This window comes from Kineosporia succinea (genome assembly GCF_030811555.1).
Taxonomy (GTDB): domain Bacteria; phylum Actinomycetota; class Actinomycetes; order Actinomycetales; family Kineosporiaceae; genus Kineosporia; species Kineosporia succinea.
Genome location: NZ_JAUSQZ010000001.1, coordinates 5,060,340 through 5,078,538, shown reverse-complemented (window position 1 = coordinate 5,078,538; position 18,199 = coordinate 5,060,340). Strand labels below are relative to the sequence as shown.

The following is an 18,199-nucleotide window of genomic DNA, read 5'->3' as shown; positions in this document are numbered from 1 at the left end:
GGCCGGCTTCGGATCAGCTCAGATCAGGCCGAGCTTCTGCACGGCCTCGCGCTCCTCGGCGAGCTCGGCGACCGAGGCGTCGATGCGGCCGCGGGAGAACTCGTCGATCTCCAGGCCCGGCACGATCTCCCAGGAGCCACCGGCCGAGGTGACCGGGAACGAGGAGATGAGGCCCTCGGGCACACCGTAGGAGCCGTCGGAGACGATGGCGGCCGAGGTCCAGTTGCCCTCGGGGGTGCCGTTGACCCAGCTGTAGACGTGGTCGATCGCGGCCGAGGCGGCCGAGGCGGCCGAGGACGCGCCCCGGACCTCGATGATCTCGGCGCCGCGCTTGGCCACGCGCGGGATGAACTCGTTCTCCACCCAGGCCTGGTCGTTGATCGCCTCGGACACGCTCTTGCCGTCGACCAGGGCCTGCGTGATGTCCGGGTACTGGGTGGCGGAGTGGTTGCCCCAGATGGTGACCTTGCTCAGGCTCGACACCGGCACGTTCAGCTTCAGCGCGAGCTGGGCCAGGGCGCGGTTGTGGTCGAGGCGGGTCATCGCGGTGAAGCGCTCGGCCGGCACGTCGGGCGCGTGCGAGGCGGCGATCAGGGCGTTGGTGTTGGCCGGGTTACCGACCACCAGCACCTTGATGTCGTCGGCGGCACCAGCGTTGATCGCGGTGCCCTGCGGCTTGAAGATGCCACCGTTGGCCTCGAGCAGGTCGCCCCGCTCCATGCCCTTGGTGCGGGGGCGGGCGCCGACGAGCAGGGCGACGTTCGCACCCTCGAAAGCCTGGGTCGGGTCGTCGAACACGTCGACCGAGTGCAGCGCCGGGAAGGCGCCGTCGGTGAGTTCGAGCGCGGTGCCCTCGGCGGCCCTGACGGCCTGCGGGATCTCCAGCAGGCGCAGCTTGACCGGGACGTCGGCGCCCAGCAGCTGACCGGAGGCGATCCGGAACAGCAGCGCGTATCCGATCTGGCCGGCGGCACCTGTGACGGTCACGGAGACAGGGGACGAAGTCATGGCCTTCTCTTCCTCGAGGTTGCTGCGGCTGCTGACGGCTTTGTTTCAGCACGGCCACTCTATCCACGCCCCCGGCGCCGATCGCGTAGGTGTCCGGACAGCTACGTCACACTCTCCACAGCACGCCGAGGTCACGGGCCTGCGCCCGCGGGGGTTCCGTGGCGATCACCACACGGTCGGGCCTCACCAGAACCGCGTGGGTCGCCTGCGTGGTCATCCAGCGGTGGACGACGTCGAGCCCGGGTGCCTCCGTCCGGATCACGCGGGCACCGAGTCGGGCGGCCCGGCGGTGCAGGCCGGCGGCGGGCGGGTCGCCGCGGGTGAGCAGGGCGAAGCCTGGTCCGAGGAGGTCGTCGCCGCCGTGCGCCTGGGGGACGTGGGCGCCGATCGGCGTGCCTCTGGGGAACCACGGCGTCAGGGCGCCCGACCGCAGCGGGGGCGAGGTGCCCGCGAGGATCTTCTCCCGCACGAACGCCGAGCGGCCCACCGGCCGGAGCAGACGCGTCGCCGGTGAGGCCATCAGCGCCCCCGCGAGCGCAGACAGCCGGATCTGCGCGGTGACGTGCGGGACGCGTTCGGCCGCGTAGGTGTCGAGCAGGTCGTCGCCGGCCTCGCCGCGCAGCACACGTGCCAGTTTCCAGGTCAGGTTGGCGGCGTCGCGCAGGCCGGCGCCGAGGCCCTGGCCGATGAAGGGCGGGGTGAGGTGGGCGGCGTCACCGGCCAGGAGGACGCGTCCGCGCCGCCAGTGGCTCGCGACGGCGGCCCGGAACGTGTAGGTGGCGGTGCGCAGCACCTGCCGCTCCCCCACGCCGTCGCCGGTCCAGGGGTCGACGAGCTCGCCCAGCCGCTCAGTCATCTCGGCGGCGGACTCCCCCGGTCGCAGCCGGAACTCCCAGCGCAGCCGGTCTTCCCCGACGCGCAGATAGGTGGCCGGGCGGGCGGGATCGCAGATCTGCTCGACGCCGTCCCACTCCCGCGTGGGGGCCCGGCCCGCGAGGTCGGCGACGAACCAGGTCTGGTCCCGGGCGAGCGTGCGCCACCGGGCCCCCAAGGCTCGCCGGACCACACTGGAGGCTCCGTCGCAGCCGACCACGGCGTCCACCGTCAGGACCCGGCCGTCGACGAGAACCCGGCCCGACGCGTCCACCCCCGTGACCTCGCGGCCCCGTCGCACCGAGATCAGTGGCTCGCGCGAGACGGCCTCGGCGAGGAGGGATTCCAGCGCGGGCTGGTCGAAAAGACTGGCCTGGGGATGACCGTGGACCCCGACGAGCCGCGAGCGGCGGAACTCGGCGAGCGGACGGTGCCGCGCGTCGAGTAACCGCAGCCCGGCCGCCGGACGGCTGATGCGGGCGAATCCGGTTGCCACCGAGGCACTCTGGAGGATGCGCGCGCACTCGTCGTCGAGGTGGACGGCCCGCGGCAGCGGGTAGGGCTCCGGGCGCCGTTCGAGGACCAGGCACGGCTGCCCCTGACGGGCCAGGAGCAGCGCCGTGACCATCCCGACCGGGCCGGCACCGACGACGACGATCACCTCGTCGACGGTACCCCGTCCGGGCCGGCTCAGTGACCCACGTTCTCCTCGAGTTCGGCCTGCATCATGACCTGGTTGCGGCCGTTCTGCTTGGCCTTGTAGAGGCCCTGGTCGGCCCGGGCGAGCAGGGTGGCGACGTCCTCGTCCTCCTCGTCCAGGAAGGTCATGCCCACGCTGACGGTGATCTCGAGCGGGCCCGACCGGGTCTGCACCGGTTCCTCGGCGATGCAGGCCCGCAGCCGCTCCGGCAGCGCCCCGTCGTGCTGGGCGTCCTGGAGCAGGACGGCGAACTCCTCGCCGCCGTAGCGCCCGAGCACGTCGGTCTTGCGGATCTGCTGACGGAACCGGTCGGCCACCGTCTTGATCACGTCGTCACCGGTGGGGTGCCCGTAGGTGTCGTTGACCTTCTTGAAGTGGTCGATGTCGATCATCAGCGCGGTGAGCTGACGGCCGTGCCGCTTGGCGCCGGCCAGGTCCCGGGCGCCGACCTCGAAGAAGCGGCGGCGGTTGGGGACCCCGGTGAGCTCGTCCACCACGGCCAGGTTCTGCACCTGCTGGAACAGTGTGGAGTTGTCGTAGGCGGACAGCCCCTGCGCCGCGAGAACGGCTGCGGTGGTGATGGTCTGGGCCAGGTCGACGGTCGGCGAGCTGTTCGCGGTGGTGGCCACGATGAGCACGCCCAGGTCGGCCCGGCGTGAGCGCATCGGCACCGAGATCCAGCTGGTGGCCTCGCCCAGCTGGGTGGCCAGGCCGCCCGGCACCAGGTCCTTGCTGCCCACCCGGGGCTGCTGGATGGCCAGGAGGCCGCGCAGTTTCGCGTCCTCCTCGATCACCAGCGGCTCGGAGTCGCCGGAGTCGCGCAGGGAGTAGACGCCGTCCTTGACCGACAGCAGCCAGGCGCGGTCGGTGCCGAGCACCGGGCCGGTCGCCATCAGCAGCTCCTTGAGCACCTTGGTCGGGTCGTCGAGCTTCTCGGCCATCTCCCGCAGCGCGTCCCGCAGATTGTTGGCCACGGCCCGCTCACGGTCGGCGGTCTCCACCGAGATCTGCAGCTGCGCCACCCGCGCCGTCTCCATGGAGGTGGCGATGTGGTTGGTCAGCGCGGACAGGATGTCGACGTCGCCGGCGGTGAAGATGCCCTTGGCGACCTGGCTGTCGAGGTAGACCACCCCGGTCATCCGGCCGTCGACCTTCATCGGGGCGGCCAGCACCGAGCGCAGGCCGTGCGCGACCACGCTCTTCGTCCCGAGCACGGCACCCTCCTCGGTGCCGGTGAAGACCTGCGGCTGGCCGGTCTGGCGCACCCGGTCGACGAGAGTCGTGCTGTAGCCGGTGAGCTCGGCGATGTCCCGGCCGTCGGCGTCGCGGCCGAGGTAGGTGGCCAGGCCGCCGGCGAGGCTGGCCTCCGCGGCGTCGTCGGGCACCAGGAACAGGTAGGCACGGTCGGCCGAGAGCAGCTTGATCGTCTCGTCGAGCGCGATCCGGGCCAGGATGCGCGGGTCGAGCACCTTGGCCGCGGCGGCGCTGACGGTCTGCAGGGCCTGCAGACGCAGCCGCTCGTGACCGGCGGTGTAGGTGCCACCGGCGGTGCTGGAGTGAGTGCCGCTGACGCCCGAGCCGAGCCAGTCGGTGCCGAGGGCGAACTCGGTGGCGACGGCCTGGGCGCGGTGCGGCCAGCCCTCGCCGATCGCGACGGCGTAGGCGTGCTGCGCCTGGCGCCGCGCCTCGGGGGTGCCGAGCACGGTCAGGGCGCGGGCCCGCACCCGGGCCACCTCGAACGAGACGGTCGGCGAGTCCGGGGTGAGGAACAGCCCGATCCGGCCGAGCATGTTCAGCGCGTTGTGGGGACGGCCCTCGGCCACCTCCAGGTCGGCGCGCACCAGCAGGGCCAGGGCCTCCAGCTCGGGGGCACCCGGGTGCTTGGCGGCCTGCTGCACGGCGAACCGGGCCATCTCCAGGGCCACGCCGCGCTCGGCCTCGCCGGCCGCGCGCAGCTGGGCCAGGCGGCCCACCGCGATCAGGTAGAACAGCGGGTGGTGGGCGCGGAAGACCCGCTCCGGGCGCGGGTTCTGGTTCTCCACCTCGGAGGCGACCGTGTCGAACACCGAGCCGAAGTCCCGCTGCTCGGCGAGCTGGAACAGGGTCGCCAGCTGCCGCAGCATGTCCAGGGTAGGCACCCGCTCGCAGACCTGGCGGATGTGCCGCAGCTCGGTGCCGGCCTCGGGGAAGCGGCCCAGCAGCGACATGGTCAGCGGGGCGGCGACGATGAACGGGGTGGCGTCGACGTTGCGGCCGGTCTGGCGGTTGCGGCCGCGGTCCAGCCAGTGCTGGGCCTCGGCGGTGCGGCCCATCACCGCGGCGCGCGTGGCGAAGACCGCGAGCGCGTCCAGCTCCTGGCCGAGTTCCATCCAGGGGCCGTCGGCCTCGACGTCCCGGGTCCAGTCCACGCCGTCGTCGAGATTGCCGCCGTACAGGGCCATCCCACGCAGGTAGGAGTTGGTGGCGCGGCGGGTCGGGACCTGCGAGACCTCGTCGGCGTCCATCCGGGCGAAGGCCCGGCGGGCGGCCCGGCGCCAGCCGTTCCAGGCCGCGACCATGCCGAACGCGGCGTCGGCGGCGACACTGCCGGCGCCGTCGCGCAGGCGCAGGGCCCCGGCCCGGGCACGCAGCGCGTGGGCGAACGCCAGGCCGTGGTCCTGGGCGAAGAGGGCCACGAACGAGGCGGTGCTGTGCAGCTGCACGGTGACCAGCAGGCGCCGGCGCTCGGCCTCGTCGAGCTCGCGGCGCCCGCCCAGGAGCCGGGCCCGGGCGAAGCGCAGGATCGAGCCGGCGTACAGCGCGGTGCGCGAGTCCGGCACCCGGGTGCCGAGTTCGGCCAGGCCCAGCCGCACCGCGGTGAGCGCGGCGGAGTTGTCCCAGTCGTCCTTGTAGAGGTCGGCCAGCAGCGACATCATCTCGGCGCGGCGCACCGGGTCGATCTCGCCCGCGAGGGCCTGCTCGGTGCGGTTGCGCGCGGCCTCCAGGCGGCCGTTCTGCTTGAGCGCGTGGGCCAGTTCGACCAGGAACGCGGTCGGCGGCTTGGCCCGCAGGCCGGCGGCGAACTCGAGGAAGTTGATGGCCTCGTTCGGCGCGTGGTTGGCCAGGGCGAGTCGCCCGGCCCGCCAGGCGGCGTCGAAGATCTTCTCCAGACGCTGGTCGCTGTCCGGGTCGCACTGCATGTAGTGGTGCGCGATCGAGTACGCGTGCTCGGGCCGGTCGCTGCCCGGGGCGCCCATCGCCAGGGCGTCCTCGAGGGCCTCGGCGATGCGCAGGTGCAGCGCGGCGAGCTCGTCCTCACCGAGCTGGGCCTGCAGGGCCTGCCGCACCCGGTCGTGGAGAAAGACGTGGGCGCCGCCCTCGCGGGTGTCGATGAGGCGCTGGCCGACCGCCTCGGACAGGGCCGGCAGCACCTCCTCGCCGGTGAGACCCATGACCGCGGCGAGCACCTCGCCGTGGAACTCGTTGCCGATGACGGCGGCGGTGACCAGGAGCTCGTAGGTGCCGGGGGCCAGGTTCTGCAGGCGGGTGAGCACCAGGCCGACCGCGTCCTGCGGCAGCTCGAGGCGGTCCAGGCCCTCCTCGTCGAGCTTCCAGGCGCCCCAGAACGGCTGCAGCAGACCGGCGTCGATCACGGCGGAGAGGTACTCCCCGGCCACGAACGGGTTGCCGTTGCTGCGGCGGGACAGGATCTCGACCAGGCTCGACCCGACGTCGAGACCCGGGATGAGGGAACGGATCTGGAGGCCGATCGACTCCTCGTCGAGCTCGACGACAGGCACCTCGACGTCCAGCGACATGCCGGCGGCGTGGTAGAAGGCGCCCAGGCCCTCGGCGTACTCGACCTCGTCGCGGCTGGCGGCGAGGATCAGCACCTTGCTGTCCTTGCTCTCGGCCATCTGCGCGGCCAGGTGACCGACCACCTCGCGGGAACCGGCGTCGAGCCACTGCACGTCGTCGAGGAAGAGGAGCAGGTCGCCGGTCTGCCGGGCCAGCGCGGCCAGGAAACCGGCGATGGCGACGGCGAACTGGCTCTCGTTCATCGGCTCGGGCTCGGCCTGCTTGGCCTGCCCGTCGGCCTTGGAACCACCCAGACCCGTTCTCGCGGTCAGGTTGTCCTTGCCCTTGAGGGTGTCGGAGCCGTTGAGGATGGCCTCCAGACCGGGGGCGATCCGGCCGAGCATGGCCGGCGACCACCCGGCCGAGGCCGCGCGGATCTTCGACCGGCGCCGCCAGCGGTCGCCCACGGGCATCCGGGCGATCTCCTGGAGGTGGTTCAGGATCGCGTCACGGATCGGGGCGAACGGCACCGGGCTGTCGGGCACGCAGGTCGCCTGCAGCACCGTGCTGCCGGACTCGCGCACCTGGGTGAGCAGCTCGGACACCAGGCGGGTCTTGCCCGTGCCCCCGCCGCCGTGCACCAGGGCGACACCGCTGCGGCCGTTGCGGACCTCGTTCCAGCGGCCGGACAGCACACTGATCTCGGCGTTGCGGCCGAACAGCGCGGTCTCGTGACCGGTGACGAAATCGCTGTTCTGGCGCGGCATCCCGGCCAGGGCGCGGAGGTCGGCGGCCAGGTCGCGGCCGCTCTGGTAGCGGTCGTCGGGGTCCTTGGCCAGCAGCGTGGCGACGACCTCGGCGAGCGCGGGCTGGATGCTCGGCACCAGCACGTTCAGGTCGGGGGCGGGCACCACGGCGTGCATGCGCAGCAGCTCGCCCAGGTCGGGGCTCGAGAACGGCAGCACGCCGGAGAGCGCCTGGAACATGATGACGCCGATGGAGTACAGGTCGGACCGGTTGTCGACCGGCCGCTTCAGCGTGCCGCCCTGCTCCGGCGCGGAGTAGGCGAGCGTGCCGACGGCGGCGGAGGTCTCGCCGTCCTCGCCGTCGCGCGCGGTGAGGCCGAAGTCGATGAGGCGGGCCTCGCCGCCCTCCATGATGACCACGTTGGCGGGCTTGAGGTCGCGGTGGACCAGGCCCTTGTCGTGCACGGCGGCCAGCGGCTCGACGATGTCGAGGACGATCGCGATCACCTTGTCGGTGCTCAGGGCCCCGCCCTCGAGCACCTGGGAGAGCGCCCGGCCCGAGACCAGGTCCATGACCAGGTACGGGCGCCGGTCGAGGGCACCGACCTCGTAGACCTTCACCAGGCCGGGGTGGTTCACCCCGGCCAGCAGCGCGGCCTCGCGGCGGAACGCCGCCTCGGCCTCGTGCGAGTCGGCGAGCGGCTTGTCGAGGATCTTGAGGGCGTACTCGGCCCGGTGCCCGGTGGCGGCGTCCTCGGGACGGCGGACCTTGAACACCGTGCTCTCGGCTCCGTTGCCGAGCTGCTCGACGATCTCGAAGCCGGCGAGCGTTCCGTTATGGGTCCGGCCGTCCCGGGCGTCCCGACCTGAATCCCGGGCGGCGGGAACCCTGGTGGCCTCTCGGGGCGGCGAGACCTGGCGGCTGGAAGTCACGTCCTCTTATCGGCCCAACCCCCACCGATCATGAGGAAATCTGGAAGTCCCCCTGCTGAGGGACGCATCTTCGCAGGTCAGTCAGCTACTCCGGTCTCGCCCAGAACGCGGCTCGGGGTGATTCGCACCAGAAACTCGCCCGCGACAGCGTTGCGCGCTCCGTAAGAACCGGCGAGTTCGTCACCCATGTAGCGGGCGGCGATCGCAGTGGAACGGTCACGGAACTCACTCGTAGCCTCGTCGAACGTGAGCAGTTCGGCCGTGCCCTCCACGATCACGTAGGAGAAGGGTGGCGTGGAGTCGTCGACCGAGATCGTGACCCGGGGATCGCGCCGCAGGTTGCGGCCGGCGACCGAGGAGTGCCAGGTGTTGAAGTACAGGACGAAGCCGGCGGGCGTGCCGTCGGTGACGAACCAGATCGGCTTCGCGTGCGGACGGCCGTCGGCGCGCACCGTGGCGAGGTGGCCGGTGCGCACGCCGGCGCCGAGGAACTGGAACGCCTGCTCGGGAGTCATCTTGGTCATGCCCCTAGGAGTACCAGGTCCGCCCAGGGCGAACGCGGAACTAAGTAATCAAGTAATCGCATTGACCGGGCATGACCAGCGAGACCTATCCCGTCCTGTTCCTCGATGATGTCGTCGTCCTCCCGGGCATGGCCCTGCCGATCGAACTGACGGCGCAGGCTCAGCAGACCCTGGACGCGGCCCGTGCGGCCGGCTCGCAGCACCTCCTCGTCGTCCCGCGTCTCGACGGCAAGACCGGCGTCGTCGGCACGGTCGCCCAGGTGGTGCAGATCGGCCGGCTGCCCAGCGGTGAGCCCGCCGCGGTGCTGCGCGGTGAGCACCGCGCCCGCATCGGCCAGGGGGTGCCGGGCACCGGCGCGGCGCTGTGGGTGGAGGCCGAGACCCTCACCGCGGACAAGCCGAACGGCCGGGTGCGTGAGAAGGCCGCCGACTTCAAGCAGGTCCTGACCACCGTCCTGCAGCAGCGCAGCAACTGGCAGGTGCTCGACGCCGTGCAGCGGATGACCGATCCGTCGGAGCTGACCGACGTGGCCGGGTACGCGTCGTGGATCGAGCCGGCCGAGAAGGTCACGCTGCTCGAGACCCTCGACGTGGAGAAGCGGCTGGACTTCCTGCTGGAGCGCGGCAAGGCGCACCTGGCCGAGATGGAGGTCAGCAGCAAGATCGCCGAGGACGTGCAGGAGGGCATGGAGAAGACGCAGCGGGAGTACCTGCTGCGCCAGCAGCTCGCGGCGATCCGCAAGGAACTGGGCGAGGAGGACGCGGGCGGCTCGGGCGACTACCGCACCCGGGTGGAGGCCGCCGACCTGCCGGAGAAGGTGCGCACCGCCGCGCTGGCCGAGGTCGACAAGCTGGAGCGGGGCTCCGAGCAGTCACCGGAGGCCGGGTACGTCCGGACCTGGCTCGACACCGTGCTCGAGCTGCCCTGGAACGAGCGCACCACCGACAGCACCGACATCGGCCACGCCCGTGAGGTTCTCGACTCCGACCACACCGGTCTGGACGACGTGAAGGAACGCATCGTCGAGCACCTGGCCGTGCGCGCCCGCCGGGCCTCGCGGGGTCTGGATGTCGTCGGCGGACGGGGTTCGGGTGCGGTGCTGGCGCTGGTCGGCCCGCCCGGGGTCGGCAAGACCTCGCTGGGTGAGTCGGTCGCTCGGGCGCTGAACCGCGCGTTCGTGCGCGTGGCCCTGGGCGGTGTGCGCGACGAGGCCGAGATCCGTGGCCACCGGCGCACCTACGTGGGCGCGCTGCCGGGCCGTCTGGTGCGGGCGCTGCAGGAGGCGGGCACGATGAACCCGGTCGTGCTGCTCGACGAGATCGACAAGGTCGGCTCGGACTTCCGCGGTGACCCGGCGGCGGCCCTGCTCGAGGTGCTCGACCCGGCGCAGAACCACACCTTCCGCGACCACTACCTCGACCTGGACCTGGACCTGTCCGACGTGGTGTTCCTGGCCACGGCGAACGTGCTCGAGACCATCCCGTCGGCGCTGCTCGACCGGATGGAGGTGGTCACGCTCGACGGGTACACCGAGCGGGAGAAGGTCGCGATCGCCCGTGACCACCTGCTGCCCCGGCAGCTCGACCGGGCCGGCCTGACCGCGCAGGAGGTCACCATCGACGACGAGGCGCTGCGTCGCCTCGCCGGTGAGTACACCCACGAAGCGGGCGTGCGGCAGCTCGAGCGGTCACTCGCCAGGATTCTGCGCAAGGTCACTACGGAGATTGAGGTCCCCCTGGACCGTCGGCCTGGGGAGGTGCCCCCAGCGTCGAACGGCACCTCGGGTGTGTCGGTTGGCCGCGAGGACGTCACGAAGTACCTGGGCCGACCGCGGTTCACTCCCGAATCGGCCGAGCGCACCGCGGTTCCCGGGGTGGCGACGGGTCTGGCCGTGACCGGGGCGGGCGGCGACGTGCTCTTCGTGGAAGCCGCGGCCATGGACAGCGAGAACGGCGGCCTGGAGCTCACCGGGCAGCTGGGCGACGTGATGAAGGAGTCGGCCCAGATCGCGCTGAGCTACCTGCGGGCCAACGGTTCCCGGCTCGGCGTGCCGGTCGGGGAACTGTCGAACCACCGGGTGCACGTGCACTTCCCGGCGGGCGCCGTGCCCAAGGACGGCCCGAGCGCGGGCGTCACGCTGACCACGGCCCTGGCCTCGCTGCTGACCGGGCGCCTGGTGCGGGCCGAGATCGGCATGACCGGCGAGGTCTCGCTGACCGGGCGGGTGCTGCCGATCGGCGGGGTCAAGCAGAAGCTGCTGGCCGCGCACCGGGCCGGTCTGACCGAGGTGATCATCCCGGCCCGCAACGGCCCCGACCTCGACGACCTGCCCGAGGACGTGCTGTCGCAGCTGGTCGTGCACCAGGTCAGCGACGTGGCCGACGTGCTCCGGATCGCGCTGGAGCCCGCCGCGGTCAAGAAGGAGTCGCAGGCCGCCTGAGCGCGGCCACCATCTCCTCCACCGCGGACCGTGAGGTGACCCGGCGCGTGCCCTCGTCGTAGGGCAGCGCCGGGTTGCCGAACACCGAGGCCGAGCGCACCGTTGCGGACGCCCGGCAGTGCACCTCGCCCACCCCCGACGCCGCGACCAGCCCGGCCACGTTCGCCGGGCGCACTCCCCCGCCGGCCATCACCGAGATCCGTCCGGCGGCCCGTTCGGCCAGCGACCGCAGGGCGCCCGCGTCGGCAGCCGCCGCACCTCCCGAGGTCAGCACCCGCGAGACCCCCAGACCGGCCAGCACGTCGAGGGATTCACCGAGAGACACCGTCGCGTCGAACGCCCGGTGGAACGTCACCGGACGATCCCCGACGACGCCCAGCAACCGCTCCAGCACCTCGATGTCGACACGCCCGTCCGGGGTGAGACACCCGACCACGAACCCCAGGCGGGGCGAGAGACCTACGAGCTCCGACGCGTCCTCGAGCATCACCGCCACCTCGGCGGGACCGAACACGAAATCGCCGCCCCGCGGCCGGATCAGCACCTGCACCCCGATCCGCGACGTGCTCGCGAGCGCGTGCCGCACCGCACCCACGCTGGGGGTCAGGCCGCCCTCGGACAGGGCCGAGCACAGTTCGACGCGGTCGGCGCCGGCCGCTTCCGCGACCGCGGCACCGACCGCGTCCTCGATACAGATCTCCAGAAGGGTCACCCTCCAGAGGGTATTCAGAACTTCCCGTCGCTCGCGCAGGTCACCATCTGACGCACGCAGCTCTTGACCCGGTCGTTCATGGTGCGCACGTCCCAGGCGAAGAAGGCGTCGGCGTGCATGGAGGACGCCATTCCGGACGCCAGCCTGAAGCCCGCCTTCTGGCCGCTGGTCGGGTAGTAGATCGAGAAGGTCACGGCCGGGATCCGCACCGGGTAGGCCTTCGGGCAGTCACCCTGCGCGCCGTAGGAGACGTGCGACTTGTGGTCGGGGCTGTCGAGGTGCTTGCCGTCCCAGCAGTCGGGGAAGCGCATCATGAAGTGCACCGTCCCGCCGTCACCGCAGACCGGCCAGTTGCCGTCGGTGCTGCGGGTCTTGCCCTCGAGCGGGCCGCCGGAGCAGTAGAACGCGTCGCGGGAGCCGGCCGGGGTCTTGACCTGCTTGCTCGCGTCGCCCCAGATCATCTTGAGGCCGTTGGGCATCGGCACGGTCTTCTTCTTGTTCACGTCGTCGAGAAGGCTGCCGTAGTAGGCGATCAGCATATTGGGCTGCACGGCCTTGTCGTTGGCGTTGTTGTAGAGCGTGGGCAGCCAGTACGACGAGTGGTCCTTCCTCGGCACGCAGCTGGTGGCCGTGTACTTCATCATGTCGGCCACGGTGGTGTCGGCCTTCACGGCCTTGTTGCCGTAGAACGAGTGCATGTGCGACTTGCCCGGCTGGTTCGGGAAGACGATCGGGTCGTTCTTGCCCGAGTGACTGAACGTGCAGGTCGCGTTGAACTCGGTGTTCTTCTTGGCGGTGGCCGGGGGCTTACGGGCCTTGGTCTTCTTGAAGTCGGCCAGCTGCGCGGCCCAGGTCTTCTTGTTCACCTTGACCCACTTGCCCTTGGGCATGGCCATGGCCTTCATCGAGTGCTCGGTGGCACTGGGAGCCGGTTCGACGGTGGACGCGGTGGACTTCGCGGCCTTCGAGGTCGCCTTCCCGGGGGTGTGGGTGGGGTCGTGCTCCGCCTTCGCGCCGCTGCGCGCCTCGGTGGTGGTCTGCGCCGGGGCCGCCGTGGCGGTGTGGTGCTGCCCGGCCGTGGTGGTGGCCGCCGGGGTGAGCTCGGCCGAGTTGCCGGGCAGGACGTTGAACGCCACCGCGGCGGTCACTCCCAAGACCGTTGCCGTGGCCACGGCGATCGCCGGGCGCAGCAGCCGGGGACGTTGTCTCGACACGGTGGGTTCTCCTTGTGCGGGTCTTCGGGGTCGGTCGGGAGGACTCAACCGCGGACCTGTGAAACCGCTGTAGGCCCAAAGTCCTAGATCCGTTTCTTCCCATCGGCCGCGGAGTTGGTAGTTTCACCGCGAAGGGTCACGTGAAGAAGGACGAGGTGGACGAACTCCCGCAGGACCGGGTGCAGCAGATCGTCGCCGTCGCCCTCAGCCGCACGGTGCTCCTGACCCGGGCCGCCGCCTGCCTGACCACCGCCGTGGTCGGCCTGCTGGTGCAGACCGACGGGGTGCGCTCGGCCGCGCTGATCGTCGTGCTCCTGCTCAGCACCGCCGCCGGCGTGGCCGCACTGCCCCGCTGGCCCACGCTGGTGCGCTCCCCCGTGCCGCTGCTCGCCGCCGACGCCGTGCTGGTGCTCGCCGTGCTGGGCCTGAGCCGGGGCGGCATGACCTACTTCGTGTTCGCCGCCGGGGCCGCCGCCCTGGCCGGGGCCGCCCTCGGGTTCGCCGCGATCCCGCTCTGGACGGCCCAGACCGTGCAGGGCCTGGTCGTGTGCGCGGTGCTGCTGCGGGCCGAGGAGGTCCCGGCGAGCCTGGCCGGGTTCCTGCTCGCCGCGCCGCCGGCCGCCGTGCTCGCCGGGATCGGCACCGTGCTGGCCAAGCGGGTGCTGACCCGGCAGATGAGCCAGACCGTCGCGCTCGTCACGCACGCCCAGCGTTCCGCGGCCGCCGCCGAACGCGCCCGGCTGGCCCGCGAACTGCACGACTCCGTGGCCAAGACCCTGCGGGCGATGTCACTGGCCGCAGTCGCGCTGCCCGGGTCGCTGCGCCGGCAGCCCGCGCTCGCCGAGCAGCTGGCCGGGGTGATCTCGCAGGGGGCCGACGCCGCGACCCAGGAGACCCGGCAGCTGATCGAGGGGATGCGGCTCGACGCGCCCGAGGAGGACTTCGCCACCACGCTGCGCCGGGTCTGCACGCTGTGGTCGGCCGAGACCGGGATCAGCGCCACGGCCACGGTCGCGCCGGTCGAGCCCCCGGTCGCCGCGCGCTACGAGCTGACCCGCATCGCCGGTGAGGCCCTGGTCAACGTGCACCGGCACGCCGGGGCCACGCGGGTCGGGATCACGGTCAGCGAACGCGGGCGCGGGCTGGTGATGACCGTGCGGGACAACGGACGCGGGTTCGACGTCCCGTTCGAGGCCGACCTGGCGGCTCTCCAGCACCGGGGCCACGCCGGTATTGTCGGCATGATGGAACGGGCGCGCACGATCGGTGGATCACTCACCGTGGAGTCGGAGCCGGGCCTGGGCACGCTGATCCGGGTGCGGGTGCCGGTGCTGTGAGCGACTTCGACGCGGCCGCCTGGCTGAGCACCGGGTCGGTGCCGACCACCGCACCGGGCAACCGCATCACCGTGCTGCTGGTCGACGACAACCCGACGATCCGGGCCACGCTGCGTCCGCTGCTCGAGGCCGACCCGCAGATCAGCGTGGTCGCCGAGGCCGGCAACGGAGCGGCCGGGCTGTCCGAGGCTCGGCGGTTGCGTCCCCGCGTCACCGTTCTCGACCACCAGATGCCCGTGGCCGACGGCCTGTCGGTGATCGAGGACATCGCCCGGCACAGCAACGTGCTGGTCCTGACCAGCAACGACAGCCAGGACATCATCGCGCCGATGCTGCGCGGCGGGGCCCGGGGCTACCTGGTGTACGGACGCTTCGACCCGGCGGATCTCGTCGCTGCGGTGCGCGCGGTGGCGGACGGGCAGGGCTGGCTGATCCCGGCCGCCGCCTCGGTCGCGACCGGGGCGGTGCGCGACGCCTACGCCCGGGAGCGGGCGGCCGGGGCCCGGCACGGCAACCTGCGGCGCACCCGGCGGGCGTTCGGGCTGAGCGAGCGCGAGATCGAGGTGCTCGAGCTGGTCGGCGACGGCCTGTCCAACGCCGCGATCGCGACGCAGCTGAAGCTCTCCGAGAAGACCGTGAAGAACCACCTGAGCAAGGTGTTCGGCAAGCTCGACGTCACGAGCCGCACCGAGGCCCTGGCCCGCTGGCACGGCTGGCGGTAGCGATGACATCACGCACGCGGCAGTCGTTCACCCCGTGGTGGGGCATCGGGCTGCTCTCCCTGACGGTGGGCGCCTCCTCACTCGCCGTACCCGCCCTGGTGCCGGTGCGGTCCGCGGTGGAACCAGCCGTCGTGGCCGCCACCCCGACCTCCGGACCCACGCCCCCCACCCCGGCGGTGACCACCCCGACGGCGCCCACCCCGGAGGTGACCACCCCGGCGGCGTCACCGTCCGCGGCCGAGGCGACCACGTCGTCCCCCGTTCCCTCGACGACCACCCGGAAACCCGAGCCGCGCGCCACTTTCGAGCCGGTGACCATCAACCCGTGGGCGAAGCAGCACGAGAGCGACGGCATCGCCGTGATCGACTGCCCGACCTGTGCCTCGGGCAGGCGCGTGCAGTACCTCGGGCAGGGGCACTACGTGATCGTGCGCCTGAAAGACGTCGCGGTGAGCGGACGGCGCACCATGACGGTGATCTACACCTGCGCCTGCGAGGACTCCCCGCGTGACCTCGACATCATGGTGAACTCCGACCCGGTGCGCCGTTTCAGCCTGAAGGGCGCCGGCAGCTGGGAGTATCCCGACCGGTTCACCGCGAAGATCGACCTGGTCCGGGGCGACAACGTGATCCGCTTCTTCAACCAGCAGGACCCGGCGCCCGACCTCGACCAGATCCTCGTCCGGTGAGCCTTCTCCGCCGCGCCGAGAGCGCGCTCGAACGGCCGCTGCCGATCAGTTCCGCCCTGCCGGACCTGGTTTCGTCGTTGTCCACCGCGGGCGCCGGAGTGCTGGTCTCGCCGCCCGGCACCGGCAAGACCACCCTGGTTCCGCTGGCCCTGGCCGACGCGGTTCCCGGGCGCATCGTGGTGGCCGAGCCCCGGCGCGTCGCGGCCCGGGCGGCGGCGCGGCGCATGGCCTCGCTGCTGGGTGAGTCTGTCGGCGACAGCGTCGGTTACGCGGTGCGCGGCGACCGGCGGGTGGGCGCGCGCACGCGGGTGGAGGTCGTCACCACCGGCCTGCTCGTACGGCGGCTGCTGAACGACGCCGAACTGCCCGGTGTTTCGGCGATCCTGCTCGACGAGTGCCACGAACGGCACCTGGACACCGACCTGGCGCTGGCGTTCTCGGCCGAGGTGCGCTCGGCGCTGCGGCCCGACCTGTGGCTGCTCGCGGCCTCGGCCACGGCTGACAGTTCCCTCCTGTCAACGCTTCTCGGCGACGCACCGGTCACCGGCGCGGACGCTCCCCTGTTCCCCGTCTCGACGGTGTGGTGCCCGCCGACCGGATCGGTCGATCCGCCGCACGGGCTGCGCGTGGACCCGCGCCTGCTCGACCACGTGGCCTCGGTGGTGCGGCGCGGCCTGGCCGAGAGCACCGGTGACGTGCTCGTGTTCCTGCCCGGCGCCGGTGAGATCGAGGGCGTGGCCCGGCGTCTGGGCGGCGTGCCGGTGTTCCGGCTGCACGGGCGCCTCAGCGGTCAGGACCAGGACGCGGCCCTGCGCCCCGGCTCGCAGCGGCGGGTGGTGCTGGCGACGTCGGTGGCCGAGAGCAGCCTGACCGTGCCCGGCGTGCGCGTGGTGGTGGACGCCGGGCTGGCCCGGGTGCCGCGCACCGACCTGTCGCGCGGGCTGAGCGGCCTGGCCACCGTGCGGGTCTCGCGGTCGTCGGCGCACCAGCGGGCCGGGCGCGCCGGACGGGAGGCGGCCGGCTCGGTGTACCGCTGCTGGTCCTCGGCCGAACACGACCGGCTGGCCGCCCATCCCGCCCCCGAGGTGGACGTGGCCGACCTGACCGGGTTCGCGCTGTCGCTCGCGGTCTGGGGTTCGCCCGACCCCTCGTCGCTGCCGCTGCCCTCGCAACCGCCGGCCTCGGCGATGGCGGTGGCCACGCAGACGTTACGGGCGCTCGGCGCGGTGGGGGCCGACGGGCGCGTGACCCCACGGGGATCCCGGCTGGTGGCGGCGGGCGTGCATCCCCGGCTGGCGCGGGCCCTGCTCGACGGGGCCACGCGGGTGGGGGCGCGGCGGGCGGCCGAGATCGTGGCGCTGCTCGCCGACGACTCGCTGGGCGGGGGCACCGACGACCTGGCCGCCGCGTGGCGGAGGCTGCGGGGTTCGGACGCCCTGTCGGGGAAGTGGCGTGAGGAGGTGCGGCGGCTGGAGTCGGCCGTGCCCCCGGTCACGGCCCGGCCTCCTCGGATCTCCGACGACCTGGCCGCGGGCATCGTCACCGGGCTGGCCTTTCCCGAGCGCATCGCCCGGCTGCGACGCACCGGGGGTTATCTCATGACCGGCGGCACCGGGGCCGAGCTCTCCCCCGGCTCCGGTCTCACCGGCATCACCTGGCTCGCCGTCGCGGTGGCCCAGCGCCAGGCCGGGGCCCAGGCCGCACGCATCCGGCTGGCCGCCGCGATCGACGAGAGCACCGCCCTGGAGTCCGGCGAGGACCTGCTGACCACCGTCGACGAGGTGGTCTGGGAGAACGGGGACGTCGTGGCCCGGCAGCGCGACCGGCTCGGGGCGATCGTGCTGACCGAGCGCCCGCTGAAGAACCCGGCGCCCGACCAGCTGCACGATGCTCTGCGGGAGGGGCTGGAGAAGGAAGGCCTCGGCCTGCTGCGCTGGAGCCCGGGGGCGGTCAGCCTCCGGTCGCGCCTCGCCCTGCTGCACAGGGCGCTGGGCGACTCCTGGCCCGACGTGTCCGACGCCGCGCTGCTCGAACGGGCACAGGAGTGGCTGCTGACCGCCCGCCGCCGTTCCGACCTGCAGCGCCTCGACCTGGTGCAGGCCCTGCGCGGGCTGCTCGACCACCGGGCCGTCCGCGAACTGGACACCCTGGCACCCGAGCGCATCACCGTCCCCAGTTCCTCCAACATCACCCTCACCTACTCCGGCGACCTGAACGACCCGGCGGACCCGGTGCTCGCGGTGAAACTGCAGGAGGTGTTCGGCTGGCCGGCGGTGCCCCGGATCGCGCACGGTCGCGTGCCGGTGGTGCTGCACCTGCTCTCACCGGCGGGCCGGACGCTCGCGGTGACCGCCGACCTGGAGTCGTTCTGGCAGAACGCCTATCCGGGGGTGCGTTCCGAGATGCGCGGGCGGTACCCGAAGCACCCGTGGCCCGACGACCCGACCGTGGCGACGCCGACGCGCAGGACGAAGCGTTAAGGCCTGCCCCGTGGTGCACCGGGTGCCCTGCAGCAGGTGATGA

11 protein-coding genes are annotated in these 18,199 nt (G+C 72.5%); 5 read left to right on the top strand and 6 right to left on the bottom strand.

The window, feature by feature from the left end; translation table 11 throughout:
* Positions 1 to 18: 18 nt before the first annotated feature.
* From J2S57_RS22065 to J2S57_RS22050, 4 genes are all read right to left on the bottom strand, one after another.
* Positions 19 to 1,008: a malate dehydrogenase gene (locus J2S57_RS22065; RefSeq protein WP_307246050.1), complete on the bottom strand. Its 990-nt coding sequence runs from the start codon at positions 1,006 to 1,008 to the stop codon at positions 19 to 21.
* Positions 1,009 to 1,114: 106 nt separating this feature from the next.
* Entirely contained in the window at positions 1,115 to 2,542 is a 1,428-nt protein-coding gene (locus J2S57_RS22060; RefSeq protein ID WP_307246048.1) for a bifunctional 3-(3-hydroxy-phenyl)propionate/3-hydroxycinnamic acid hydroxylase, read from the bottom strand.
* 29 nt (positions 2,543 to 2,571) lie between these two features.
* Entirely contained in the window at positions 2,572 to 8,037 is a 5,466-nt protein-coding gene (locus tag J2S57_RS22055) for a diguanylate cyclase (RefSeq protein ID WP_307246046.1), read from the bottom strand.
* Positions 8,038 to 8,114: 77 nt separating this feature from the next.
* Complete coding sequence (locus J2S57_RS22050; protein ID WP_307246043.1) at positions 8,115 to 8,561, bottom strand: PPOX class F420-dependent oxidoreductase; 447 nt, start codon at positions 8,559 to 8,561, stop codon at positions 8,115 to 8,117.
* A 71-nt stretch (positions 8,562 to 8,632) separates the two neighbouring features.
* Here J2S57_RS22050 and lon point away from each other — a divergent pair, with 71 nt between their 5' ends.
* Positions 8,633 to 11,002: an endopeptidase La gene (gene lon, locus J2S57_RS22045; RefSeq protein WP_307246041.1), complete on the top strand. Its 2,370-nt coding sequence runs from the start codon at positions 8,633 to 8,635 to the stop codon at positions 11,000 to 11,002.
* On the opposite strand, the gene J2S57_RS22040 is transcribed toward lon, so the two are convergent.
* Complete coding sequence (locus tag J2S57_RS22040) at positions 10,977 to 11,714, bottom strand: copper homeostasis protein CutC (protein WP_307246039.1); 738 nt, start codon at positions 11,712 to 11,714, stop codon at positions 10,977 to 10,979. The two genes, lon and J2S57_RS22040, sit on opposite strands and share 26 nt — an antisense overlap.
* A gap of 14 nt (positions 11,715 to 11,728) precedes the next feature.
* Entirely contained in the window at positions 11,729 to 12,928 is a 1,200-nt protein-coding gene (locus J2S57_RS22035) for a DUF1996 domain-containing protein (RefSeq protein WP_307246036.1), read from the bottom strand.
* 140 nt (positions 12,929 to 13,068) lie between these two features.
* Between J2S57_RS22035 and J2S57_RS22030 the strand changes: the two genes are divergently transcribed.
* The 4 genes from J2S57_RS22030 to hrpB are packed head-to-tail and all read left to right on the top strand — an operon-like array spanning position 13,069 to position 18,156.
* Complete coding sequence (locus J2S57_RS22030) at positions 13,069 to 14,265, top strand: sensor histidine kinase (protein WP_307246034.1); 1,197 nt, start codon at positions 13,069 to 13,071, stop codon at positions 14,263 to 14,265.
* Positions 14,262 to 14,987 carry a LuxR C-terminal-related transcriptional regulator gene (locus J2S57_RS22025; RefSeq protein WP_307246031.1) on the top strand — a complete coding sequence of 242 codons (726 nt, stop codon included), beginning with the start codon at positions 14,262 to 14,264 and terminating at the stop codon, positions 14,985 to 14,987. Before J2S57_RS22030 ends, J2S57_RS22025 begins: the two co-directional genes overlap by 4 nt.
* Positions 14,988 to 14,989: 2 nt before the next feature.
* A complete protein-coding gene (locus J2S57_RS22020) occupies positions 14,990 to 15,676 on the top strand; it encodes a carbohydrate-binding protein (RefSeq protein ID WP_307246029.1) in 687 nt (228 codons plus the stop codon).
* Complete coding sequence (hrpB, locus tag J2S57_RS22015; RefSeq protein WP_307246027.1) at positions 15,673 to 18,156, top strand: ATP-dependent helicase HrpB; 2,484 nt, start codon at positions 15,673 to 15,675, stop codon at positions 18,154 to 18,156. The genes J2S57_RS22020 and hrpB overlap by 4 nt, the downstream gene beginning before the upstream one ends.
* The last annotated feature ends 43 nt before the right edge of the window (positions 18,157 to 18,199 follow it).